Source organism: Marinobacterium rhizophilum (assembly GCF_024397915.1).
Taxonomy (GTDB): Bacteria; Pseudomonadota; Gammaproteobacteria; order Pseudomonadales; family Balneatricaceae; genus Marinobacterium_A; species Marinobacterium_A rhizophilum_A.
The window spans coordinates 1367371-1390327 of record NZ_CP073347.1 but is presented as its reverse complement, the minus strand read 5'-3'; the positions used below and the strand labels follow the sequence as shown (position 1 = coordinate 1390327).

Genomic DNA, 22957 nt, shown 5'->3' with positions numbered 1-22957 from the left:
AGGCAGAATTGCGATGAAAACCGACATACTTCCCGAGTTCAAACAAAGTGCCCGCGGGCAGGAAGCCGAATCCATACTGCGCAGCTGCGTACACTGCGGCTTTTGCACGGCAACCTGTCCGACCTACCAGGAACTGAATGACGAGCGTGATGGCCCGCGCGGGCGCATTTACCTGATCAAGCAGCTGCTGGAAGAGGGCAGGGTCACGGAAAAAACCCGTACCCACCTGGACCGCTGCCTGACCTGTCGCAGCTGTGAAACGACTTGCCCGTCGGGGGTGCAGTACGGTCGCCTGGTGGATATTGGCCGCGCCATCGTCGATGAAAAGCTCGAGCGTCCGCCGGCCCAGCGCCTGCTGCGCTGGAGTCTGCGCCAGGTGCTGCCCTATCCGGCTCGTTTCAAGCCTCTGCTGCGCCTGGGGCAGAGCCTGAAACCTTTGTTGCCGGCGCCGATCAAGGCCAAGTTGCCGCCAAAGCGCAGCGCCAGCCCCTGGCCTGTCAGCAGTCATCCCCGGGTGATGCTGGCGCTGGCAGGCTGTGCCCAGCCTGCGGCGGCGCCCAATACCAATGCGGCCGCCGCCCGGGTGCTGGATCGCCTGGGTATCAGCCTGGTGGAAGCGCCCCGGGCCGGTTGCTGCGGTGCTGTGAGCTACCACCTGTCGGCCCACGATGAGGGGCTGGACTTCATGCGACGCAATATCGATGCCTGGTGGCCGGCAATCGAGGCCGGTGCCGAGGCCATCGTCATGACGGCGTCGGGCTGTGGTGCCATGGTGCAGGAATACGGCCACCTGCTGCGAGATGATCCGGCCTACGCCGACAAGGCGCGGCGTGTCAGTGAACTGACCCGGGATCTGGGGGACGTGCTGCTGCACGAAGACCTGGCCAAGCTGGGTGCCAATACTGCAGGGCCTGGCAAGGTGGCCTTTCATTGCCCCTGCACGCTGCAACATGCCATGAAACAAAGCGGCGTGGTGGAGCAGGTGCTGGAAAAGGCCGGCATTGAACTGGCCAAAACCCGCGACAAGCATCTGTGCTGCGGTTCCGCCGGGACCTATTCCATCCTGCAGCCTGAAATGAGTCAGAAGTTGCTGCGCAACAAGCTGGAGGCGTTGACTGAAGACAATCCCGAACGCATCGTCACGGCCAACATAGGGTGCCAGTTGCATCTGGAGTCCAAGGCTGATCGGCCGGTACAGCACTGGATCGAACTGCTGGATCGCTAAGAACCAAGGTGTAAGGGGCAAGGGGCAAGGGGCAAGGGCAAGGGCAAGGTGCAAGGGGGCAAGCTAAAGCGACAAGTAAAAAGCCAGGCCAAGTCAGGACGAAGGGCAAACAGGGGGCCGCGATGCGGGTGATGGCTCTTGCAAGCGGCCCCGAGTCGGCAAGGGTTGCACAAGGCAGCCCACTCATTTGGGAATGCCGGATCGTTAAAAGGCGTGCAAACAGAGGCAGGCGGGCATTTGGATGATAAACTGGCGCCCATTGAGTCTGCCGGCCCCTGGTGACTGTATCCCCTGGCACGCCTTGATCTGCAAGGTTTTGTTCATCCGGATGTCGAGGTCGCCAGGGCGGGCAGTTGGTGTGGCGCGGGCCTTGTGCAAGGATTACAGAACCCATGAATGACAGCCTGAAAAGCGGGCCCAAAACCGGCAAGAAAACCTCTGCTGCCAGCGCGGTGCAGGTGCAATCCCTCAGCCGTGCGCTGTTGCTGTTAAAGCGCATTGCGGCCTCCGACAACGGCCTGAACCTGACGGAGCTGGCCGGTGAACTGGCGCTGGCACCCTCTACGGCGCATCGCCTGCTGAACAGCATGCGCCAGCTCGATTTTGTCGACTTCGATGAGCAGACCGGCCTCTGGTCCGTGGGGGTTACCGCGTTCTCGGTGGGCAGCGCCTACCTGAAAAAGCGGGATTTCGTGGCCGAGGCCCGGACGCACATGAAGCGGCTGGTGGCCCAAACCGGTGAGACCTCGAATCTGGCGATCCTGGACGGTTACAACCACGTTTTTGTCGGCCAGGTGGAGTGCAACGAGGTCATGCGCATGGTGGTGCAGATCGGCAGTCGCGGTACCCTGCATGCCGCCGGTGTTGGCAAGGCGCTGCTGGCGGGCCTGGGCGACAGCGACGTAACCCGCATCATCAACCACACCGGGCTTGCGGCCCTGACGCAGAATACCATTACCTCGCCCGATGCCTTCATGGCAGAACTCGACCGGATACGGCTACAGGGTTTTGCCGTGGATGATGAGGAGCAAGTCTCAGGCCTGCGTTGCATTGCCGCCAATATCTACGATGAGAACGCCGAGGTTATCGCAGCGGTGTCGATTTCCGGGCCTTCGGTGCGAGTCAGTACCGATCAGCTGGATCATTACAGTACCGCCGTCATGGCGGCAGCCGATGCCATAACACGGGCCATTGGCGGTAGCCGCCCGACATCAGGTGCCCCGGCCTGACGCCCGCACTGTTTCGCATTTTAACTGCATGACAGGGCTGACTTATGCTGGGTGCACTGACATTGATTATCGGCTTGCAGGTCTTCGGCACCCTGCTGGCCGAGGTACTGGCCCTGCCGGTCCCGGGACCGGTGTTGGGCATGCTGCTCTTCCTGCTGGTGCTGGCGGTTAGCGCGCGCCAGCCGCCTGCGCTGGAGCAGGTGAACAACTTCTTCCTGGCCAATCTGTCTCTGCTGTTCGTGCCGGCCGCCGTCGGTATCGTCAGCCATCTGGGCCTGGTGACCCCCATTATCGGGCGCCTGTTGCTGGTGCTGGTGCTCAGTCTGCTCGCCGGTCTTGTGGTGTCTGCCTGGGTATTCGCCCGGGTGGCTGATCGCTTCACGCCTGCACAGGACGAGGAGAACTTGCCATGAGACCGGAGCTGGAACAATTCTGGGTTTACCTTGGGCGTGATCCGCTGGCCTGGCTGCTGATTACCCTCAGTGCCTATGTGCTGTCACGCTGGCTGTATGAGCGGGCGGGGCAGTCGGTTTTTCTTAATCCCACGGCACTTACCGTGTGCCAGCTGGTGCTGCTGCTCAGTGTCACCGGTGTAACCTATGACGAGTATTTCGCCGGCGCCCAGTTTATCCATGTGTTGCTGGGGCCCGCGGTGGTGTGCCTGGCATTGCCCATCTGGCAACACCGGCGCAGTATCAGGCGCAGCCTGCCGGCACTGATTCCGGCCCTGCTGGCCGGTTCCCTGGTGTCGGTGCTCAGTGCGGTGGGGCTGGGATGGGCGCTGGGACTCGATCACAGCATCCTCATGACACTGGTGCCCAAGTCGGCCACGGCTCCGGTGGCCATGGGCATCGCCCAGGACCTGGGCGGTATTCCGGAGCTGGCGGCCGTGCTCTGCGCCGTGACCGGCATCGTCGGCGCCATTGTCGGCGTACCGCTGATGACCCGCCTGGGTCTCAGGGATGCGCGGGCCCAGGGGCTGGCACTGGGGATTACCAGCCATGGTATCGGCACCGCCGCCGCGTTCCAGGTCAATCCTGTTATGGGGGTCTACAGCTCCATCGGCATGGCGCTGAATGCCATCCTGACCGCGGTACTGGCGGGCGTGGCGCTGCTGCTCTGGCTGTGAAGCTTGCGCCAGGCCCGGTCGTTAAAAATGGGTGTTGCGGTTTCCCTCGGCGCCTATCCTTATTGTTGTCATTCTGTGCGTACTGCAGTGGATTTGCCGGTGTTGTGGTCAAATCCAGCAGCAACAAGGAGAAAATAACATGACTGACCTGTTCGAGAATCCTGCCGGCCTTTGCGGTTTCGAGTTTATCGAGTTTGCGGGTCCCGAACCCGAGAAGGTGGCCGCCGTATTCGAGTTGCTCGGCTTTACCCTGGTAGCGCGACACCGCTCCAAGCAGGTGGACCTGTATCGACAGGGCGGTATCAATTTTATCCTTAACCGCGAGAAGAAGAGCCTGGCGGATTACTTTGCCCAGGAGCATGGCCCCTCGGCCTGTGGTCTGGGGTTTCGGGTACGCAATGCGAAGAAGGCCTATGCGCATGTGCTGGAACAGGGCGCCCAGCCGCTGGATATTCCCACCGGCCCGATGGAGCTGCGCCTGCCGGCGATCAAGGGTATCGGTGGTGCCCCCATTTACCTGATCGATCGTTTTGCCGACGGGTCTTCGATCTATGACATCGACTTCGAGTATATCGACGGTGTGGAACGATTCCCCAAAGGCCTGGGCTTCTACGAAATTGACCACCTGACGCACAATGTCTACCGTGGCCGCATGGCGTTCTGGGCGGGCTTTTACGAACGCCTGTTCAACTTTCGCGAGATTCGCTACTTCGATATCAAGGGTGAATATACCGGGCTGACGTCCAAGGCGATGACGGCGCCGGATGGCAGGATCCGAATTCCGCTTAATGAAGAGGCGTCCAGCGGTACCGGCCAGATCGAAGAATTCCTGATGCAGTTTAATGGCGAAGGGGTGCAGCATATCGCGCTGCGTTGCGATGACCTGCCGGCGGGGGTGGATGCGCTGCGCAAAAGCGGTGTGCCCATGATGACGGCACCGCCGGACACCTATTACCAGATGCTGGCAGAGCGCCTGCCCGGCCACGGCGAGCCGGTCGAGGCACTGCAGGCGCGCGGCATCCTGCTGGATGGCAGCACCGAAGGCGGGGACATCCGCTTGCTGTTGCAGATCTTCTCCGCCACACTGCTCGGCCCGGTTTTTTTCGAGTTTATCCAGCGCAAGCGCGACGATGGCTTCGGTGAAGGCAACTTCAAGGCGCTGTTTGAATCCATTGAACGCGACCAGGTCGAGCGTGGCGTGTTGCAGGGAAAGGACAAGGGAAAGGACAAGGGAACAACCAAGGACCAAGATTAAATCATGCAGTGCCCCTCCAGGGGATGTGGAGTGGAACTTGACCCCATGTTTGCAGGTGGACTCTACCCCGTTGCCGGGCTGTATCGGTAGCGGGGTACAGTCGCAAATGTCAGCGCCCGGTCAGGCTGCGCTGATCTTTTATATCAGGAGCAATGAATGGCGATCTACCAGTACGACGGGCATGTGCCGGATATACACGACGACAGCTATGTTGCCGACCAGGCCACGGTGAGCGGCAAGGTGGTTCTGCGCCAGGGCGCCAGTGTCTGGCCCCAGGCCGTTCTGCGCGGTGACAACGAGACCATCGAGATCGGTGTGGGCACTAACGTGCAGGAGGGGGCGGTGCTGCATACGGATCCGGGTTTTCCGCTGACCCTGGCGGCGGATGTGACCATCGGTCACCAGGCCATGCTGCACGGCTGCACCGTGGGCGAGGGCTCGCTGATCGGCATTCAGGCGGTGGTGCTCAACGGTGCGGTGATCGGCAAAAACTGCCTGGTGGGGGCCGGAGCCCTGGTAACCGAGGGCAAGGTATTTCCCGATAACTCCCTGATTATTGGCAGTCCGGCGAAAGTCGTACGCCAGCTCAGCGATGAGGCGATTGCCGGCCTCAAGGCCAGTGCCGAGCATTACGTGGAACGGGCCAGGCTGCACAAGCGCACCCTCAAGCGGATTGACTAGATCAGGCCGCAGCACCTGGAAAACGTAAAGGTCACGCTGTTCGCGCTGTCGAATACGGAGGATCCAGACTTTGACGGATTTCTGTTCACCCGCCTCTGTGCGGGCAGGAATCAGGGGCCGGGGTAGGTCGGCGGGGCGAAAACCTGGTATAGACCCGGGTTAATGCTTGAAATTTTCTCCTGATGGCTGACACTCAGGTAATGACTTTCAAGTACAACACCATTATTGCCACCGTCGGCGTACTTCTTGCCGCCACAGTGCTGCTGTGGTCCGCGGCGGGCCAGGCCGACAGCCTGCGCCGTATCGTCCATCCGGACGGGCGTATCGAGTACACCAATGTCGGCAAGCCCGCCCGGGGTGATCAGGTGCTGGGCGGGGGGCGCGGCGAGAAAATCTACAAGTATCGCGCGCCCAATGGCGTGCTGAGCTTTAGCGATCAGAAACCGAAGAACCAGGCCTATGAGATCGTCAAGATCCAGTGCTATGCCTGCAACCCGGTGTCCTCGGTCAACTGGCGCAACACGCCGCTGAATCTTACCGCCTATGCCCAGCTGGTGCGCAAGGCCGCCGCACAGCACAGCGTTGATCCGGCGCTGGTACGGGCACTGATCCATGCAGAATCGGCCTTTAATCCGACTGCAGTGTCCCACATGGGCGCCCAGGGGCTGATGCAGCTGATGCCGGCGACAGCGGCCTCCCTGGGCGTCGAGAACGCCTTCGACGCGAGGCAAAACATCGATGGCGGCGTCAAGCATCTGGCTGACCTGCTGCAAACCTTCAAGGGCGATGCGCGCCTGGCCGTCGCCGCCTATAACGCCGGTGCCGGGGCGGTGCGCAAGTATGGCGGTGTCCCGCCGTACGCCGAGACCCAGGTCTATGTCGAGCGTGTGGCGATCCTGCGTCAGCGTTACAATGAAAAGGTAGGCGCCGCCCCCTGAAGGCACGGCTGTATCTGCGTACCCCGTGCCCGCCGTGATGCTTTTGGGCTGGCAGTGGGACCCTCGTTGGTTGTACCCTTAGCGCCGGTTGCGCGGGGACCTTATCAAGCCCCGCAGAATTTTTCAGGGGGAGTTCGTGACGATGTCAAACCAACTGCGTATCCGCTATCCGGATGACTGGCACCTGCATGTGCGTGATGGCGAGGTGCTGCAAAAAGTATTGCCCGAAACCACGCGCTGGTTTCGCCGGGCCATCATCATGCCCAATCTCAAGCATCCGGTAGTCACCACGGCCCAGGCGCTCGAGTACCGTGCCCAGATCGAGGCGGCGTGCCCGCCGGCGGACCCGTTTACACCGCTGATGACACTGTACTTGACCGAAAAAACCGATGCGGCGGATGTTCGCAAGGGCTTTGAGGCCGGTCATATCGTGGCGGCCAAGTTGTATCCGGCCGGCGCCACGACTAACTCCTCGGCGGGCGTCAAGAATGTAGAAGCGGTCTATGACGTGCTGGCGACCATGGAAGAAATGGGTATGCCACTGCTGGTGCACGGTGAAGTGGTGGATGCCGACATCGATATCTTTGACCGCGAGGCCGTTTTTATCGAGCGCACCCTGGGCCCGGTCCGCAGCCGCTTTCCCAAGCTCAAGATCGTGCTGGAGCATGTGACCACCAGTCATGGCATCGATTTCGTGAAGTCCTGCGACGAGAACACCGCTGCAACCATCACGCCGCATCATCTGGTGATCAACCGCAACGCCATGCTGGTGGGCGGTATCAAGCCGCATTACTACTGCCTGCCGGTGGCCAAGCGTGAAAGCCATCGCCTGGCCCTGCGCGCGGCAGCCACGTCCGGTGACCGCCGTTTCTTTCTGGGCACGGATTCTGCACCGCACCTGCGTTCAGCCAAGGAAAGCGCCTGTGGCTGCGCCGGTATTTTCAATGTCTCGGTCTGCCTGGAAACGCTGGCAACGGTGTTCGAGCAGGAAAATGCGCTGGACAAGCTCGAAGCCTTTACGTCGCTGAACGGCCCGGCTTTCTATGGGCTGGAGCCTAACAGCGACTACCTGCTGCTGGAGAAAACGGCGCAGGCACAGCCGCTGCCGGCGAACGTGCAAGCCGAGGGCGAATCCATTCTGGTGTTTGATCCCGGTTTCGCGCTGCACTGGCGGGTGCGGGCTGAATAAGCCTCGTCGTGCGAACACGAAAATGCCGGCTTAAGCGCCGGCATTTTTGTATCTGCCGATCAGCAGCGGCACCCAGACGCGCGGCTTGCCCACGCAACTGCCGTGGCGCCTGACTGCGGCCTTGCGCCCGTGCTGGGGGGCTGGCGTTTGCTAGCGTTTTTGCAGTTCGGCGTTCCTGCGGCGTTCGTAGTCCAGGGCGGCACCTGCGATGGTGCCGCTGTCACCGGTCTGCAGCCACTTGCGGATCCGGTTGGCATCACCTGTAGGTGTGCGCTTGCCAAAGGAGTCGAGCATGACCATCACGACCTCGCGGTTATCGATCCTTGTGAGCATTACCAGGCAGCGTCCGGCCTCGTCGAGGTAGCCGGTCTTGCTCAGGCGGATGTCCCAGTTGCCGCCACGGACCAGGGCGTTGGTGTTGGTGTAGGCAAGGCGGTAACGCGGACTCTCGAAGTTGGCCGTGAACACCTTGGTGGTGGAGTAGTCTCGAATCTGTGGGTACTTGGCGGCAGCCGTGACCAGTCGGGTGAGGTCGGCGGCGGTGGATACGTTGTTGGGGGACAGGCCGCTGGAGTCGACAAAGCGCGTGCGCTGCATGCCCAGCGCCTTGGCCTTGGCGTTCATGGCCTTGACGAAGGCCTTGAAGCCGCCGGGATAGTTGCTGGCCAGTGCCGTTGCCGCCAGGTTTTCAGACGACATCAGCATGATGCGCATGGCGTCGGCGCGGTTGAGTTCGGACTGCGTACGGATGCGTGAATAATAGTTGTGTGCCAGGGTTCGGTCGTTACGGCTAAAGCTAATGTTTTGCGTGAGGGACTGCTTGCCATCCAGGATGACCATGGCGGTCATGAGCTTGGTGATCGAGGCAATGGAGACGACGACGTCGGCATTTTTGTTGTACAGGTGCTTGCCGTTTTTCAGGTCGACGATGGAGACGCTGGCTGAGGCCAGGTGAATGTTCTTGTACTGTTCGACCGCGGCCGGTGCCTTGGCGGCGGGTTCGCTATGGGCCAGAGACAGGGATGACGCCAGTACCAGCAGTATGGATGCAGTTAGTTTTTTCATGATATTCACGGAGATGGCGATGGATTTAACAACAAATACAGATACATAAGGCTCAGCATCATACAGCAGCCGCCGGCGTTTCGCATCGCGGCCAGGGGCGCCTCAAGATGATTTTTTGTAACGGTACCTCTGCTGTTCCAGCGGCGCTCTGGTGGTCGGGTGGAGCAGGGCCTTCAGGCGTCTTCCTCGTGCATCATGCCTTCAACCAGCTCCATTTCCTCGACGAAGTGCTCGTCGTGTCGTGCCAGCCGAAAGCTGCCGTTAAGCATGTTGACCAGGTAAATGGTATCGCCTTCTTCGGCGCTGAGCGCCTCCAGTACGCCGGGTGGCAATGCCACACCCAGACCGTTGTCCAGTTTGCAAACCTTGAGTTCGATCATGTCGATCTCTCCTGCGCCAGTGGTGGTACGAAGAACACCGCCTTCAGTATTCGATTACCGATAGCCCCGGGCTTGGCGGTGTCATGCAGGATTAAGTGTAATGGCAAAGGTGCCGGGAGGAATCGAGGCTGAAAAAAATTCGTGGACAGGGGTGCCGCCTGTGGCGCTATTCCGCCGCCTTTGCCGGCTGGCTTTGCCGTACGCGGACGCCATTGCGACCGGCTTTCTTGGCCTCGTAAAGTGCCATGTCTGCGCGGCGTAACAGCGTTTCAGGAGTGTCGTCGGGCTGGCACAGGCAGGCCCCCGCACTGATGCTAAGGCCGATAGAGTCGCGATCATCGCCCAGAGGCAACGGGTTTTGGGCAACGCTGTCGCACAGGCGACGGCTGAGGAGGTTGAGGCGCTGCAGATTGCAGTCCTGCAGCAATACCAGAAACTCATCGCCACCCCAGCGCGCGGCGGCGTCCGTACTGCGAATCTGGTCGCGAATAAGCCTGGCGATATGGCTGAGGGCGGCGTCACCCTGGGTATGGCCATGCTGGTCGTTGATGGCTTTGAAATGATCCATGTCGAGCCAGATGATGCCAAACCCGGGGCTCTGGCTTTCGTTCTGGTAACGCTGCAGCTGGGTATGTATCTGTTCGTCCATGCCCCGGCGGTTGAGCAGTTCAGTGAGCGGGTCGGTGCGGATGAGTGCCTCCAGTGCCTCGGTACGCTGCTGTATCTTGAGTTCGAGGTCCTGCCTGGACTCGAGTACCGCCGCCGCCATCGACTGAAAGTGGCTGACCAGGCGGCCGATTTCATGATGTTGCACCCTGGGCAGCGCCAGACCGGTAGCATCTCCGCGGCCGACCTCCTGCATGGCGCGCTCCAGCTGGCGCAACGGGCGCAGTACTGCGTGCCCCAGGGCCAGATTGAAACTGAGCATGGCCAGCAAGAGCGTGATGCCGCAGATCAGCAAAATGCCGCTAAAGCTGCTCAGGGGCAGCAGGGTCTCAAAATCCAGCAGGGTTATTTCGTACCAGTCGATTTCCGGGATATAGGCAACGCCGGCCAGGTAGCGGCGCTCGCCCTGGTGTACGAACCTTGTGGTCACGGGCTTGCCCGTTGCAACGAGTTCCGCCATGGCGCTCTTGATACTGAGCACATCGGCGGGATTATCCAGCAGGCGCTCCAGGGTATTGACCGGCGGGCCAGAGTTGGAAATCGAGGCATAGTCGATTAGCCCGGGATCGCTGTAAAGCTGAATGGCGCCGCGATAGTCGACAAGCAGGCTGGCCATGTCGCCGCCGCTGTCTTGCAGTACCTGGTCGATAAAGCCCTTGAGCTCCATGCCGGTGCCGATCACTCCCAGTGTTTCATCACCATCGCGCAGCAGTACATCGATCCAGAGCTTGGTGACGCCGAGCTCGACGTCGGGATTCACGTTCAGGTGTACGGGGCGCTGTTGCTCAATGACATCGTAAAACCAGCGATCCTGCGCTTTGCGTGGGTCCAGGGTATAGCGCAGCTGGTGCCCGGCGAACTCATTGCTGGCGTTGTTGTGGTAATAGTGGCCGGACTGGTTCAATGCGACGAAGTAGCTGTTGTCGCTGAAGGTGAGGCGGTAGCTTTCCATTTCTTCGATGGCCCGGGCCTGAAGCTGCGGATCATCCGGGTTGCGGGCCCAGTCGATAATGTGGGGGGAGCGGGCAAACTGACGCGACAGCGCCATTTCTCGCAGGATGGGCTGCAGCGCCCGCGCCTTGTCGTAGAGTACCTGTTTTTCGGCGTAACGCACGGCCCACTGGTCGATGATTTCCTCCGCCTGCTGGCGTGCCGAGTACCAAACGGCAATGCCGGAGATAATGATCAGTGTGGCGCTGAACAACAGAAATCGTGGCTTTAAATTCATACCTGTTCCATGCAATCCATTTGCCTGTGCAGCCGAGAGTAACACGAAAGCGGGCCGGCACAACGGGGCTACCGCGCTGCCAGAGGTCTTGCCAGAGCGGGGCGGCATTTGCCCGTTGGCAAGACGACGCTCGTTCCGCCTGCAGCCTGGGGTGCTGATCGGAGGTCAGACACGGGTGTCGAACTGCAGCCTGGCCAGTTGCGCATAAAGCTCACAACTGTGCATCAGTTCTGAATGGGTGCCCTGGGCGATCAGCTGGCCGTGGTCCAGCACCGCGATGCGATCGGCAGATTGCACGGTGGCCAGGCGGTGGGCAATGACCAGGCTGGTGCGGTCGCGCATCAGGGTATCCAGGGCCTGCTGCACGGCGCGCTCGCTTTTGGCGTCCAGCGCGCTGGTGGCCTCGTCGAGCAAGAGGATCGGGGCGTCGCTCAGGATGGCGCGGGCAATGGCCAGTCGCTGTTTCTGGCCGCCTGAGAGTCCGCTGCCGGCGTCCCCCAGGCGCGTTTGGTAGCCCAGGGGCAGGGCACTGATAAAGTCGTGGGCATGGGCGGCGCGGGCGGCGGCTTCAACCTCGGCCTGGCTGGCCCCGGGTTTGCCGTAGCGCAGGTTGTCCTCGATGCTGCCATAGAAGAGTGCCGGTGTCTGGGATACCAGGGCGAAGCAGCGGCGCAGGTCGACAGGATCCAGGTGGCGTATATCGATACCGTCAATGCTGATAGCGCCTGCGCTGCAGTCGTAAAAGCGCAGCAGCAAATCGATCAGGGTGGATTTACCGGCGCCGGACGGCCCGACCAGGGCCAGGCTGGTACCCGGCTCTATCGTCATCTCGATGGCATCAAGCGCCGGCGTTTCGGGACGCCCGGGGTAGCAGAACCCCAGGCCGTGCAGCTCAATACGGCCATGGATGCGTGACGGCAGTCGCTTGAGGCCCCCGGCCGGTGGCGTAATATCGCTACGCGCTGCCAGCAGTTCGACAATGCGCTCGGTAGCGCCCAGGGCGCGTTGCAAATCCCCGATTACCTCGCTGATCGAGCCCACGGCCGCACCCACGATAACACTGTAAAACACAAAGGCGGCCAGCTCGCCTGCGCTGATACGGCCTGCGATCACGTCCAGGCCGCCGACCCAGAGCATCAGGCCCACGGCGCCCAGCACCAGGCTGATCACCACACTGATCAGCAGGCCACGCTGCAGCGCCCGTTGTCTGGCGACCGCAAAGGCCTGGTCGACCACCGTGGCAAAGCGGGCCTTGTCTCGGGGCTGGTGATTGTAGGCCTGTACCGTCTTGATTTGGCCCAGCACCTCGCCTACATAGACGCCCACATCGGCAATGCTGTCCTGGCTGCGGCGCGACAGCCGGCGCACCCGGCGGCCAAACAGCAGGATGGGGGCGACGACCAGGGGCACGCAGACCAGCACCAGGGCGCTGAGTTTGGCGTTGGTCAGAAACAGCCAGACGGTGCCGCCGAACAGCATGATCAGGTTGCGCAGCGCCACCGACACCGAGGAGCCGATCACCGCCTGCAACAGGGTGGTATCCGCGGTGAGGCGAGACTGTATTTCCAGGCCGCGGTTGCTTTCAAAAAAGCCGGGGTGCAGCTCGATCAGGTGGTTGAATACCTGGCGGCGTATATCGGCCACCACCCGCTCACCGAGCCAGGTGACCCAGTAGTAGCGGGCAAAGGTGCCCAGGGCGAGGGCGACCACCAGCAGCAGGAACAGCTGTACATAATGGCGCAGCTGCGCTTGGGAACCGGTTGTGAGTCCCTGGTCAATGATCAGGCGCACTCCCTGACCCAGCGACAGCGTAACGGCGGCGGTGAACAGCAGCGCGCCCAGGGCGTAGGCGATCTGGCGGCGATAGGGCTGCAGGTAGGCCAGCATTGTCATGGCTGAGGTGCGGGTGTTTGACGCGGTGTCTGGGCTGTCGCCGGGCATGTTGTGTCGTCCTGAGGCGTTACGTACGGTATAGCGGCGCGCCGACTGTCGAGTGGCAGGGCTGATCCCGCCCCCGGCTGACTGTTGCAAACCACCTGCGTTGCTGTCGCGGCCTGGTCAAATCGTCTCACGGCTGTTGCCCGAACGCACTTTGGTGCCGCCGCGCAGGGGTGCGAAGCGCACAAGCCGATCATTTATAAGCCATAAATCCCTTCATTTCGAAGATTTTCGGCCAGCGGGGCTGCCTCGACAGCATTTATCGGCAACCGGCCAGGGCCCATGGCAGGGCTGTCAGTCCGGATTGCGGGGGTGTGCTGGCGGGTCCCTGTGTCGCTGGTGTCGCCCTGGCCGGCGTTATAGAGTACTGCGTTGAACGGTCTCAGGTTGAGCCGTGTCCTCAACCTGCCAGGAGCGCGAACGTGAAAGTGGTCATACCCGATGATTATCAGCATGTGGTGCAGGGACTGCCCTGTTTTTCGCGCCTCAAGGATTTCGAGGTCGAGGTATTTCATGATGCCGTCAGCGATATCGATACCCTGGCACAACGCTTTGCCAGCGCCGATGCACTGGTGCTGACCCGGGAGCGCACCCTGATTGACGATACCCTGCTGGCCCGGCTGCCGCGCCTTAAACTGATCAGCCAGACCGGCAAGGTTGCCGCCCATATCGATGTGGATGCCTGTCACCGTCGCGGTGTTGCCATTACCGAAGGCACGGGATCGCCGGTGGCGCCGGCGGAGCTGACCTGGGCGCTGATCATGACGGCGATGCGCAAGCTGGTGCCGGCGGTCAACGCCATGCAGCAGGGGCGCTGGCAGGTGAATATCGGCGACTGTCTGGCCGGCAAGACGCTGGGTATCTGGGGCTTTGGCAAGATTGGCCAGCGCCTGGCCCGCTATGCGACGGCATTTGATATGAAAGTGCTGGTGTGGGGCTCCGAAGGTTCGCGCCAGGCGGCGGAGCAGCAGGGACTGAACGCCGCTTGCAGCAAGGCGGCATTTTTTGCCGACAGCGATGTGCTGAGCCTGCAACTGCGCCTGAATGCAGACACCATAGGGCTGGTGCGCTACGAGGACCTGATCCGGATGAAACCCGAAGCACTGTTCGTGAATACCAGTCGCGCTGAGCTGGTGGAGGAGGGGGCGCTACAGCAGGCGCTGCAGTCGGGCCGGCCCGGCCGGGCGGCGCTGGACGTGTATGAACGGGAGCCCGTTGTCGACCCGGACTATTGGGCGCTCAAAATGGATAACGTCCTCTGCAGCCCGCATCTGGGCTATGTTGAATCTTCAGGGTACGAACTTTACTTCGATGCTGCGTTTCGCAACGTCGTTGAGTTTTTTGCCGGAGGCACAGCGAACATACTCAACCCGCAGGCGTGTTTCCGCTAGGCATGCGGTAACGCCTGACGTTGTTTTCCAGCGGTGCCGTCCCCAATAGCAAATTCCGGGAGACACACAATGAAAGTCACCTTTCTTGGCGGCACCGAAACCGTTACCGGCTCAAAGTTTCTCGTCAGTAGCCAAAACACCCAGGTGCTGGTTGATTGTGGGCTTTTTCAAGGCTACAAATGGCTGCGCGAGCGAAACTGGCAGGGCCTGTCTGTGGACCGCCAAAGCCTTGCAGCTGTCATCCTGACCCATGCGCACCTGGATCATTCGGGTTACCTGCCCGTGCTCTATCGCGAGGGCTACAGGGGGCCGGTTTACTGTCATCCTGCTACCCAGGCGCTGTGCGGTGTGCTCCTTCCCGATAGCGGTCATCTACAGGAGGAAGATGCGCGTTTTTACAGTCGCCATCGTTTGGGCAAACATGCACACCCTGAGCCCCTGTATGACAGTGCCACGGCCGAACGTTGCCTGGCGCTGTTAAAACCGGTTGAATTTGAACAGGTGTTCAGTGTCGGCGATATGAAAATTTCGCTGCACCCGGTGGGTCATATTCTGGGTGCCGCCTGCGTGATTATCGAGGCAGAGGGCAAGCGCATCGGTTTTTCGGGTGATGTGGGGCGCCCGGATGATCTGTTCATGCTCCCGCCCAAACCCCTGCCCGAACTTGATCTGCTGATGCTGGAGTCCACTTACGGTAATCGCCGGCATGACAAGACCGATCCTTGCGAGCAACTTGGTGAGGTCGTCAACGAAACGGTGAGCGGTGGCGGTGTGTTGCTGATTCCGAGCTTCGCCGTAGGTCGCGCCCAGGTGTTGCAGCATATGCTGGCGACACTGATGGCCGATCATCGCATTCCCAAAATGCCGGTCTATCTGGACAGTCCCATGGCCATTGATGTTTCGGATATCTACTGCCAGTTTCACGCTATCCACAGGCTCAGTGCCGCTGACTGTCGGCGCATGTGCCGAACCGTAAAGTATGTGGAGAGTGTCAAGGCGTCACAGGCGCTGAGTAACCAGGTTTATCCGCACATCATTATCGCCGGCAGCGGAATGGTTTCCGGGGGCAGAATTCTGCATCACCTCAAGCGGTTGCTGTCGAATCATCGCACGACGGTATTGCTGACAGGTTATCAGGCCGGCGGTACCAGAGGGGCCAAGATGCAGCAGGGTGTCGATAGCGTGAAAATTCACGGGGAATGGGTCAAGAACCGTGCGCGAATCCGTACCCTGCATGGCTTGTCTGGGCATGGCGATTTCGTCGATATAGGGCATTGGCTCGAAGCTTCGGCGCTCAAGCCGGACACCAGGATTCAGCTGGTTCACGGTGAGCCGGAGGCGTTGGAAGGCATGCGCGACCACTTGCGGCGAACGCTGCCGTTCTCGGTGGAGGTCGCCGGTTATCGTCATATTCTGTCTGTCTGAGAGGCGTTGCATCCGGCATCAGCGATTCATGGTTCAACCCGCGCGAATAACAATTTCTGGCCGATCCTGTCCGGGGATTATTCCAATACATTAGTAGCATTCTGCCTGGAGGCGTATTATCGGTTGACTGATAAAAAATCGCTCCTTAGTGTTTGCCAGCGTCCGGCGTCTGTAGGCAGCGCACAGGGGTAACGTAATGGGGGTTGGCATCTGTACAGGTTTTGGAGCACAAGCGTGGGGGCTTCGACACGGGCGTGTTGGGGTCGCAAAAGCACTGCCCTTATCGGGGGCTTGTGGCTGAGTCTGTGGCTGATCAGTCCGGCCGTAATGTCCGGGCTTCCTTCCCGAGATGTGCGCGTTGGGGTCTATGAGAATGCGCCCAAAATCATGCTTGGAGAGGACGGGGAGCCGTCCGGCATCCTGGGAGAGCTGCTGCAACAGATCGCGCGGGAGGAAGGCTGGACGCTGCAGCCGGTGGTGTGTAGCTGGAGTCAGTGTCTGGAGCAGGTTAGCGCCGGCCAGATCGACCTGTTGCCCGATGTGGCCTTCAGTGATGCGCGGGCGCGGACTCTGGACTTCCACCAGATCCCCTCGCTGTATAGCTGGTCGCAACTGTACAGACGCGAAAACGTCGTGCTCAATTCCGTTCTGGATCTGCAGGGCATGCGTATCCTGGTCCTGGCCGGCTCCATTCAGCAGCAGTACCTTCAGTCCCTGCTGGAAAGCTTCAGTGTACGGGCAGACCTTGTTCCGGTTGAAAGTCTGCGTGAGGGCTTCGAACGGGTCAGTGCCGGCGAGGCTGAGGCCATCGCTGCCAACTATCATTTCGGTGACTATGTGGCGGCGCACTATGGCGTGCACCAAACATCGGTGATGTTTCAGCCCGCGCGCCTGTTCTATGCCACAGGCAAGGGGGCCAATGCCCAGCTGCTCGGCACGATTGACCGATACCTGGGGCAATGGACCCAGGATCCGGATTCCCGCTACTTCCAGATTTTGCAGCGCTGGGGTACAGCCGCGCCCGTGGCGAGAGTCACGGCGCCGGTGCGCTGGGGACTCGCAACCCTGGGCGCGCTGCTGCTGCTTGCCCTGGGAGGGACAGCCCTTCTGCGTCGGCAGGTGGCACTGAAAACCCGGCACCTCAGAACCAGCGAGAAAAAACTGTCGACGATTCTGAACAGTGTCGAGTCCTATATCTATATCAAGGATACCGAACTGCGCTATCAGTACGGCAATGGCCGGGTCTGTGACTATTTTGGCCGTTCGCCCGAGCAACTGGCGGGATGCACGGACGAAGCCCTGTTGCCGCCGGAGGTTGTCACAGCGGTGCGCCGGACCGACCGGCGCGTGCTGGATGCGGGTGAGCGGGTGATGGAGGAAGAGACCCTTCCGGGCCCGGAGGGCGAGGGTCCGAGGACCTACCTGACAGTCAAGATTCCGTTGCGTGACAGTGGCGGAAAGACCTATGGCCTTTGCGGTATTTCCACCGATATTACCGCTCAAAAACGTAATCAGCAGGAGATTCATCAGCTTGCATTTTATGATCAGTTAACGGGCCTGCCGAATCGGCGTCTGCTGCTGGATCGGCTGGCCCACGCCTTGGCCACGCGTGAGCGCAGTCACACCGAAGGGGCCCTGCTGTTTATTGATCTGGATAACTTCAAGGATCTTAACGATACCCTGGGCCACGATATGGGCGACCAGCTGCTGCGCCAGGTGGCCGAGCGTCTCGACAGCCATGTGCGGGACTCCGATACCCTGGCGCGGCTCGGAGGCGACGAGTTCGTGCTGATGTTCGAAGGCCTGGACCGGCAGGCCGACAGGGCGCTGTTTGAGGTTGAAAGCATTGCCGGCAAGTTGCTGGAAGTTCTGCGAGAGCCCTATGCGCTGCCCGGCCACAGTCACAACAGCACGGTGAGCATCGGCGTGGCCATGTTCTCCGAGGCGCAGAGTACGGTGGAAGAGTTGCTAAAACGGGCGGACCTTGCGATGTATGAAGCCAAAACAGCCGGCCGTAATCAGGTGCGTTTTTTTAATCCGCAGATGCAGGCTGAGGTCAGCGCCCGCGCCGCCATCGAAGCCGATCTTCGCGCGGGTCTGAAGGCTGAACAGTTCTTTCTGCATTACCAGCCGCAGGTGGATGCGCAGGGTAAGCTGGTGGGTGCAGAGGCGCTGGTGCGCTGGCGGCATCCCGAAATGGGACTGGTGGCGCCGGGGGCCTTTATCGCGGTGGCGGAGTCCACGGGGCTGATTCTGCCACTGGGCCGCTATATCATGCGATGCGCCTGCCGGCAGCTGGTGGCCTGGGCGGAGCAGCCGCAATGGGCCCGGCTGCCACTGGCGGTCAATATCAGTGCCAGGCAGTTTCACCACCCGGGCTTTGTTGAGGAGGTCTGTGCGGTACTGGATGAAACCGGTGCCAACCCCCTGCGCCTCAAGCTTGAACTGACGGAAAGTCTGCTGATCGAAAATGTTGAAACGATGATCAGCAACATGAACCGGCTCAAGGCGCGGGGCGTGCGTTTCTCGCTGGATGATTTCGGTACCGGCTATTCGTCACTGAGCTATCTTAAACGCCTGCCGCTGGATCAACTCAAGATCGACCAGTCGTTCGTGCGGGATTTGCTGAAAGACCCCAATGATGCTGCGATTGTTAAAACGATCATAGCGCTGGGGAGCTCGCTTGATCTGGCGGTGATTGCCGAGGGCGTCGAAACAAAGGCGCAATGCGATGCGTTGATTGCAATAGGTTGCTACCAGTTCCAGGGTTACCATTTTGGTCGCCCTGGCACCGTCGACGTGCTGGAGTCCTGGTCCGAAGGCTATCATGACCACAGGTACGCGTTCGAACGACAGGAGTAACGGCCCGGCGGCTGAAGGCAAGGATGGCCCTGTGTTGCCGCGATCGATTGCGGGCGCCTGCGCCAGGCTCCAAGCCTGGCAACCGACACATTTCACTCAGGATGGATTTATGAAAGAACTCGCAATGCTTTCGCTGGCTGTCCTTGCAGCGCTGGCTCCGGTGTCAGCCTCGGCGGACAGGGCCATTTTCGCTGGCGGTTGTTTCTGGTGCATGGAACAGGCGTTTCAGCCCCTGGCCGGGGTAAACGATGTGGTGTCCGGCTTCACCGGGGGTACCCTGGAAAACCCGGTCTACGATGGCAATCACGAGGGGCACTACGAGGCAATTGAAGTGACCTATGATCCCAAGGTCATCAGTTATCAGCAGCTGCTGGACATTTACTGGGTCAATGTCGATCCGTTCGATGATCGCGGACAGTTCTGTGACAAGGGACCGAGTTACCTGAGTGCCATCTTCGTGCTGGATGACAGCCAGCGGCGCCTGGCCGAGGCGTCCAGGCAACAGGTGGTGGCCGAGTTTGCCGAAAACAGGGTGGTAACACCGGTGCTGGAGGCGACACGCTTCTACCCGGTGGTGGAAGGTCATCAGGACTACTACATCAAGAATCCGATTCGCTATCGTTACTACAAAAGCGCCTGCGGTCGCGTTTCGCGTCTGGAAGCAATCTGGGGTGATCGGGCCGCGCACTGAGCCTTGAGACTGGGGCAGGATCCGGTGACCGCGAGAGTCGGCGCGCTTCAGGCAGCCTGGCGGCGAGTGCCGCCAGACCGTTATCCGACATGCTTGTGCATATCCGGCTAGCCCTCCAGCAGGTGTGAGTAGTCCAGTGACCGTTGCGCACCGGGCTCGAAATGGTGCTCGTCACAGTTGGACGCCTGGGTGATCAGGTCCACCAGTACAAAGTCCTGGTTGGGTCTCAGGGCCAGCAGTGAATGGTGCCAGACGCCCGGGTGGTAGTTGATGCCCTGGCTGCCATCGCACAGAAAAGCCCGAATATCCGCCGGATCTATGGTTTCTCCCGGCGGTGCTACTATCACGATAAACGGCTGCTGCCCCTGGGGGATAAATGCCTGGCTCGCCAGCGGATGGCGTTCCAGCATGGTGACCTTCAGCGGCGAGGGTAGCGGTTGCGAACGCGCCAGGCTGATGGCGGCATGGCCGTCTTGCGGTGCCGTCATGATACGGGCGATATCATGGTAGCGCACGGTCGCGCCCTGGTTGATGGCAAACTGATGGCTTCCCTGCATTTCGATCACCTCGCCGAAGGAGGCAAAGCTGTCCCGCTGCAGCGGCTCAAGGGTGAGTGTCTTCATCGGTTAGCGCTCCTGGTGTGCGAGGTCGACCGGCAGGCCAACAAGGCGCAGCCGGCTGATGCCGCCATCGCCCATGTTGATGCCGCGGCCCGGATTGAGGATATTGGCCATGCGGCCAAAATGCTCGTCGCTGCAGGCCAGGGTGCCCCGCCATTGACCACGGCCAGGTCGATCGGGGTCTGGCTGCCGGCTTCAATGGGTGTCCGGGGCCGTCCCCAGGCACGCAGCCTGGCAATACCGCCATCGGGATAGATATTGAGCTTGAGGTGCGTCCAGCAGCGCTCATCGTCGATACCGTGGATATGGTGCGCATCGCCGGACAAGGCCACCGAGGGCAGGATCTCCGTCCAGCGGGTGTCGGAGGTCGGATCGCCGCTTTCGCAGTAGCAGGCTTCAAGTGATGCCGAGGGCGGAAAATTGCCGGTGAAATGACTGGTATCCAGGTCGATGCCCTTGAGGACGCCCGGCAGGCCCAGACGAATGATGCTGCAGTCAAAGCCTTCGCAGCGCTTGCGGCGGGACTCCCAGCCATCCATCCATTTGCCGCTGTCATCGAATACGCCTTCCTTCCACTGTGCCTGCGTGTGGCACAGCATGCGCTCTGCCGCGGCGAAGAAGTCGTCGGTGCAAAACAGGATTTCGGCGCCAAAGCGTGCGTCAGCCAGGTTTGGCCAGCGGACACAAAGGTCGGATTCCGGATAAGCCATGATTATGTTCCTTTTCTAGTTGGTTTTTATTCTGCCCGTCACGGACACGGCTTTTTATCGAACAGCCTTGTCAGGGGGTTAAAAAGCAATGCCTGCGGTTTATGCCTGTCTAAATGGTCAGGTTTATATGTAGATCAGAACGGCCATAGTTATTGACGAACGGCTATCGCCATCACTTGGTCGTTTAATAATCTTACGCATTATCTTTTGTCAATCAATACAAAATTTTCACTTTTAATTTATTTAAAAATTAATTACCATTTCGTTCAGGTCGACAGATGGGCAGGCCGATCAAGTCCTGTCACGCTCCAGGCGTTTGAGTGAATCTGGCGTTGAACGTGGCAGGTGCATCCAGCGAGATGGCGAGGGTAAAGGGTGCCAGTGGTTGCCCGGATCTGACGGCTGCAGAGCCGCTCTATCCTCGCGGAATTGGCTGGACAATAAAAAACATAAAAATGAGGTGTATATTCTATGGCAAACGCCAACAGCAGCCCGAGCGGGGCTGAGTCTCTGTCTGGTAAAGGTGCGATGACCCCGGAGGCTGACGTGAAGACCAGCAAGCCGTTCGAGATGCCCCACATCTACGTCATTCTGTTTGTTTTCAGTGCCATCGCGGCATTGCTGACCTACATTGTGCCGGCCGGTCAGTATGACCGCGTTCCAGGGCCCAATGGCCGTACCACCATTGACCCCGACTCGTTTCGGATCATTGAATCGACGCCCGTGGGCCTGCAGGACTTCATGCTGGCCATTCCCCGCGGGTTGATGGATGCCGGAGTGGTGGTGTTCTTCACCTTTATCATTGGTGGCATGTTCATGGTGTTGCGCCGTACCGGCATCATTGAGATCGGCGTCGACAAGCTGACCCGACGCTTCGCCCACAACAGTATCGTTGTCATTCCGGTGCTGATGGTCACCTTCGCGGTGATTGCCACGCTGATTGGCACCCAGGAGCTGGCGCTGGTTTACGTGCCGGTCATTCTGCCGCTGATGATTGCCCTTCGCTTCGACTCCGTCACCGCAGCGGGTGTCGCACTCTGTGCGACCACGGCGGGCTTTACGGCCGGTGTGCTGAACCCGATCAATACCGGGCTTGGGCAGCAGCTGGCGGGCCTGCCGGTGTTCTCCGGCATGGGGCTGCGGGCGGCGGCCTTCGTCGCGATTCTGCTGGTGGGCATTGTCTATGTGGTTCGCTATGCCATGAAGGTGCGCAACAACCCCGAGCTGAGCCTGATGCATGGTGATGCGGCCGAGGCCGACAAGCGCAAGCGCTACCTCCACGCCGAGGACGAAGGCGCGCTGAGTGCAACGTCGCGCCAGAAAATGGCAGCAGTCGCGGCCCTTGGCTTCTTTGGCATCCTGGTCTGGGGTGTACTGGAGCGCAACTGGTTCATGATGGAAATGGCCGGTCTCTTTGTCATCATGGGGGTGGTCGTGGGCCTGATAGCGGGCCTGAAAACCGCCGATATCTGTGAAGGTTTCAATGATGGTTTCAGGGATGTACTGGTCGGTGCCTTTATCTGCGGCGTCGCCCGCGCCGTGGCGGTGGTGCTGGAGGATGGCAACATCATGGATACCCTGGTCCACGGTCTGGGTGGTCTGGTGGGAGGCTTTCCGTCGATGCTGTCTGCCATTGGCATGTTCGTGTCGCAGCTGGGGTTCAACTTTGTCATTCCCTCGGGCAGCGGCCAGGCCCTGGTGACCATGCCCATCATGGCGCCGTTGTCTGATCTGGTGGGCGTTACACGCCAGACCGCCGTGCTGGCCTATCAGCTGGGGGATGGCCTGAGCAATATCCTGTACCCGACATCCGGCTACTTTATGGCGACCCTGGCACTGGCCGGTGTCGGCTGGAACAAATGGATCAAGTTCTTTGTACCGCTGTTCTGCATCTGGGTCGCGATTGCCATGGCTTTCCTTATTTACGCCCAGTCCACCCAATGGGTCGGCTAAGACACTAGCAGGGTATTAGTGTGACCATGCCTCCCGGGATTAACCTCCCGGGAGGTTTTTTTATGTGGGATCAGGTCTGGTGATGAATAAAAACTGGATAGTTGGTCCGGCAGGTTTTAGTTGTTTATTTGTATACAAAATTGTTAGGTGTATGGGCCAGGAGAGTGGCTGCAGGTCAGGGCTGGTACCCTTCAAACCCTCTTGTTTATCTGACGGCCTGGATAAGTTTCAGCAGGCGTTGATTTGTTCATTTAATTTACAGGCGGTTATTCAGTAGCAGGAAGACCTTGTCCCGCGAGAGGCGGCTTTAATATTCATAGTTAAAGGAATGTATCCTATTAAATCGAGAATTGTTTACAAAAATAAAATTCAATTGTCGAAA

At 60.1% G+C, this 22957-nt stretch carries 19 protein-coding genes; 13 read left to right on the top strand and 6 right to left on the bottom strand.

Translation table 11 applies throughout. The features are described 5' to 3' along the window. Positions 1 to 13 precede the first annotated feature (13 nt). The 8 genes from glcF to pyrC all read left to right on the top strand — a co-directional run bounded on the left by glcF (position 14) and on the right by pyrC (position 7646). Positions 14 to 1225 carry a glycolate oxidase subunit GlcF gene (gene glcF / locus KDW95_RS06140; RefSeq protein WP_255855403.1) on the top strand — a complete coding sequence of 404 codons (1212 nt, stop codon included), beginning with the start codon at positions 14 to 16 and terminating at the stop codon, positions 1223 to 1225. A gap of 392 nt (positions 1226 to 1617) precedes the next feature. Next, positions 1618 to 2454: an IclR family transcriptional regulator gene (locus KDW95_RS06135; RefSeq protein WP_255855402.1), complete on the top strand. Its 837-nt coding sequence runs from the start codon at positions 1618 to 1620 to the stop codon at positions 2452 to 2454. Positions 2455 to 2498: 44 nt separating this feature from the next. Then, on the top strand, positions 2499 to 2867 hold the full coding sequence (locus KDW95_RS06130; RefSeq protein WP_255855401.1) for a CidA/LrgA family protein: 369 nt from the start codon (positions 2499 to 2501) through the stop codon (positions 2865 to 2867). Further along, positions 2864 to 3583, top strand: coding sequence for an LrgB family protein (locus KDW95_RS06125; protein ID WP_255855400.1), 720 nt, complete (start codon positions 2864 to 2866; stop codon positions 3581 to 3583). The genes KDW95_RS06130 and KDW95_RS06125 overlap by 4 nt, the downstream gene beginning before the upstream one ends. A gap of 139 nt (positions 3584 to 3722) precedes the next feature. Then, the gene (gene hppD, locus KDW95_RS06120; protein WP_255855399.1) at positions 3723 to 4838 is read left to right on the top strand and encodes a 4-hydroxyphenylpyruvate dioxygenase; all 1116 of its coding nucleotides are present in this window, start codon (positions 3723 to 3725) and stop codon (positions 4836 to 4838) included. A 156-nt stretch (positions 4839 to 4994) separates the two neighbouring features. Continuing rightward, positions 4995 to 5519: a gamma carbonic anhydrase family protein gene (locus KDW95_RS06115; RefSeq protein ID WP_255855398.1), complete on the top strand. Its 525-nt coding sequence runs from the start codon at positions 4995 to 4997 to the stop codon at positions 5517 to 5519. A gap of 182 nt (positions 5520 to 5701) precedes the next feature. Continuing rightward, on the top strand, positions 5702 to 6457 hold the full coding sequence (locus KDW95_RS06110; RefSeq protein ID WP_255855397.1) for a lytic transglycosylase domain-containing protein: 756 nt from the start codon (positions 5702 to 5704) through the stop codon (positions 6455 to 6457). A 142-nt stretch (positions 6458 to 6599) separates the two neighbouring features. After that, the gene (pyrC, locus tag KDW95_RS06105) at positions 6600 to 7646 is read left to right on the top strand and encodes a dihydroorotase (RefSeq protein ID WP_255855396.1); all 1047 of its coding nucleotides are present in this window, start codon (positions 6600 to 6602) and stop codon (positions 7644 to 7646) included. A gap of 150 nt (positions 7647 to 7796) precedes the next feature. On the opposite strand, the gene pbpG is transcribed toward pyrC, so the two are convergent. From pbpG to KDW95_RS06085, 4 genes are all read right to left on the bottom strand, one after another. Then, a complete protein-coding gene (gene pbpG, locus KDW95_RS06100; protein ID WP_255855395.1) occupies positions 7797 to 8711 on the bottom strand; it encodes a D-alanyl-D-alanine endopeptidase in 915 nt (304 codons plus the stop codon). 173 nt (positions 8712 to 8884) lie between these two features. Further along, the gene (locus KDW95_RS06095; protein ID WP_255855394.1) at positions 8885 to 9091 is read right to left on the bottom strand and encodes a hypothetical protein; all 207 of its coding nucleotides are present in this window, start codon (positions 9089 to 9091) and stop codon (positions 8885 to 8887) included. Positions 9092 to 9257: 166 nt separating this feature from the next. After that, on the bottom strand, positions 9258 to 10985 hold the full coding sequence (locus KDW95_RS06090) for a diguanylate cyclase domain-containing protein (protein ID WP_255855393.1): 1728 nt from the start codon (positions 10983 to 10985) through the stop codon (positions 9258 to 9260). Positions 10986 to 11150: 165 nt separating this feature from the next. Further along, on the bottom strand, positions 11151 to 12926 hold the full coding sequence (locus tag KDW95_RS06085; RefSeq protein ID WP_255855392.1) for an ABC transporter transmembrane domain-containing protein: 1776 nt from the start codon (positions 12924 to 12926) through the stop codon (positions 11151 to 11153). 419 nt (positions 12927 to 13345) lie between these two features. On the opposite strand from KDW95_RS06085, the gene KDW95_RS06080 reads away from it, so the two are divergent. From KDW95_RS06080 to msrA, 4 genes are all read left to right on the top strand, one after another. Then, entirely contained in the window at positions 13346 to 14314 is a 969-nt protein-coding gene (locus KDW95_RS06080; protein WP_255855391.1) for a D-2-hydroxyacid dehydrogenase family protein, read from the top strand. Between the two features lie 69 nt (positions 14315 to 14383). Next, the gene (locus KDW95_RS06075) at positions 14384 to 15739 is read left to right on the top strand and encodes an MBL fold metallo-hydrolase (protein WP_255855390.1); all 1356 of its coding nucleotides are present in this window, start codon (positions 14384 to 14386) and stop codon (positions 15737 to 15739) included. A gap of 387 nt (positions 15740 to 16126) precedes the next feature. Further along, a complete protein-coding gene (locus KDW95_RS06070) occupies positions 16127 to 18601 on the top strand; it encodes an EAL domain-containing protein (protein ID WP_255855389.1) in 2475 nt (824 codons plus the stop codon). Between the two features lie 109 nt (positions 18602 to 18710). Further along, positions 18711 to 19292, top strand: coding sequence for a peptide-methionine (S)-S-oxide reductase MsrA (gene msrA / locus KDW95_RS06065; protein ID WP_255855388.1), 582 nt, complete (start codon positions 18711 to 18713; stop codon positions 19290 to 19292). 107 nt (positions 19293 to 19399) lie between these two features. Here the strand turns inward: msrA and KDW95_RS06060 are convergent, their stop codons facing one another. After that, positions 19400 to 19915, bottom strand: a complete 516-nt coding sequence (locus tag KDW95_RS06060; RefSeq protein ID WP_255855387.1) for an ureidoglycolate lyase — start codon at positions 19913 to 19915, stop codon at positions 19400 to 19402. Then, entirely contained in the window at positions 19912 to 20622 is a 711-nt protein-coding gene (locus tag KDW95_RS06055; RefSeq protein WP_255855386.1) for a hypothetical protein, read from the bottom strand. Before KDW95_RS06055 ends, KDW95_RS06060 begins: the two co-directional genes overlap by 4 nt. A 546-nt stretch (positions 20623 to 21168) precedes the next feature. Between KDW95_RS06055 and KDW95_RS06050 the strand changes: the two genes are divergently transcribed. Further along, positions 21169 to 22575, top strand: a complete 1407-nt coding sequence (locus tag KDW95_RS06050; RefSeq protein WP_255855385.1) for a YfcC family protein — start codon at positions 21169 to 21171, stop codon at positions 22573 to 22575. The last annotated feature ends 382 nt before the right edge of the window (positions 22576 to 22957 follow it).

Bases quoted from the DNA above. Each gene is read 5' to 3' on its own strand.
- KDW95_RS06135 (WP_255855402.1), top strand. From the start codon at position 1,618: ATGAATGACAGCCTGAAAAGCGGGCCCAAAACCGGCAAGAAAACCTCT.
- KDW95_RS06125 (WP_255855400.1), top strand. From the start codon at position 2,864: ATGAGACCGGAGCTGGAACAATTCTGGGTTTACCTTGGGCGTGATCCG.
- msrA (WP_255855388.1), top strand. From the start codon at position 18,711: ATGAAAGAACTCGCAATGCTTTCGCTGGCTGTCCTTGCAGCGCTGGCT.
- pbpG (WP_255855395.1), bottom strand. From the start codon at position 8,711: ATGAAAAAACTAACTGCATCCATACTGCTGGTACTGGCGTCATCCCTG.
- KDW95_RS06115 (WP_255855398.1), top strand. From the start codon at position 4,995: ATGGCGATCTACCAGTACGACGGGCATGTGCCGGATATACACGACGAC.
- KDW95_RS06090 (WP_255855393.1), bottom strand. From the start codon at position 10,985: ATGAATTTAAAGCCACGATTTCTGTTGTTCAGCGCCACACTGATCATT.
- KDW95_RS06110 (WP_255855397.1), top strand. From the start codon at position 5,702: ATGGCTGACACTCAGGTAATGACTTTCAAGTACAACACCATTATTGCC.
- KDW95_RS06060 (WP_255855387.1), bottom strand. From the start codon at position 19,915: ATGAAGACACTCACCCTTGAGCCGCTGCAGCGGGACAGCTTTGCCTCC.
- KDW95_RS06070 (WP_255855389.1), top strand. From the start codon at position 16,127: ATGCTTGGAGAGGACGGGGAGCCGTCCGGCATCCTGGGAGAGCTGCTG.
- KDW95_RS06075 (WP_255855390.1), top strand. From the start codon at position 14,384: ATGAAAGTCACCTTTCTTGGCGGCACCGAAACCGTTACCGGCTCAAAG.
- hppD (WP_255855399.1), top strand. From the start codon at position 3,723: ATGACTGACCTGTTCGAGAATCCTGCCGGCCTTTGCGGTTTCGAGTTT.
- pyrC (WP_255855396.1), top strand. From the start codon at position 6,600: ATGTCAAACCAACTGCGTATCCGCTATCCGGATGACTGGCACCTGCAT.
- KDW95_RS06130 (WP_255855401.1), top strand. From the start codon at position 2,499: ATGCTGGGTGCACTGACATTGATTATCGGCTTGCAGGTCTTCGGCACC.
- KDW95_RS06055 (WP_255855386.1), bottom strand. From the start codon at position 20,622: ATGGCTTATCCGGAATCCGACCTTTGTGTCCGCTGGCCAAACCTGGCT.
- KDW95_RS06085 (WP_255855392.1), bottom strand. From the start codon at position 12,926: ATGCCCGGCGACAGCCCAGACACCGCGTCAAACACCCGCACCTCAGCC.
- glcF (WP_255855403.1), top strand. From the start codon at position 14: ATGAAAACCGACATACTTCCCGAGTTCAAACAAAGTGCCCGCGGGCAG.
- KDW95_RS06095 (WP_255855394.1), bottom strand. From the start codon at position 9,091: ATGATCGAACTCAAGGTTTGCAAACTGGACAACGGTCTGGGTGTGGCA.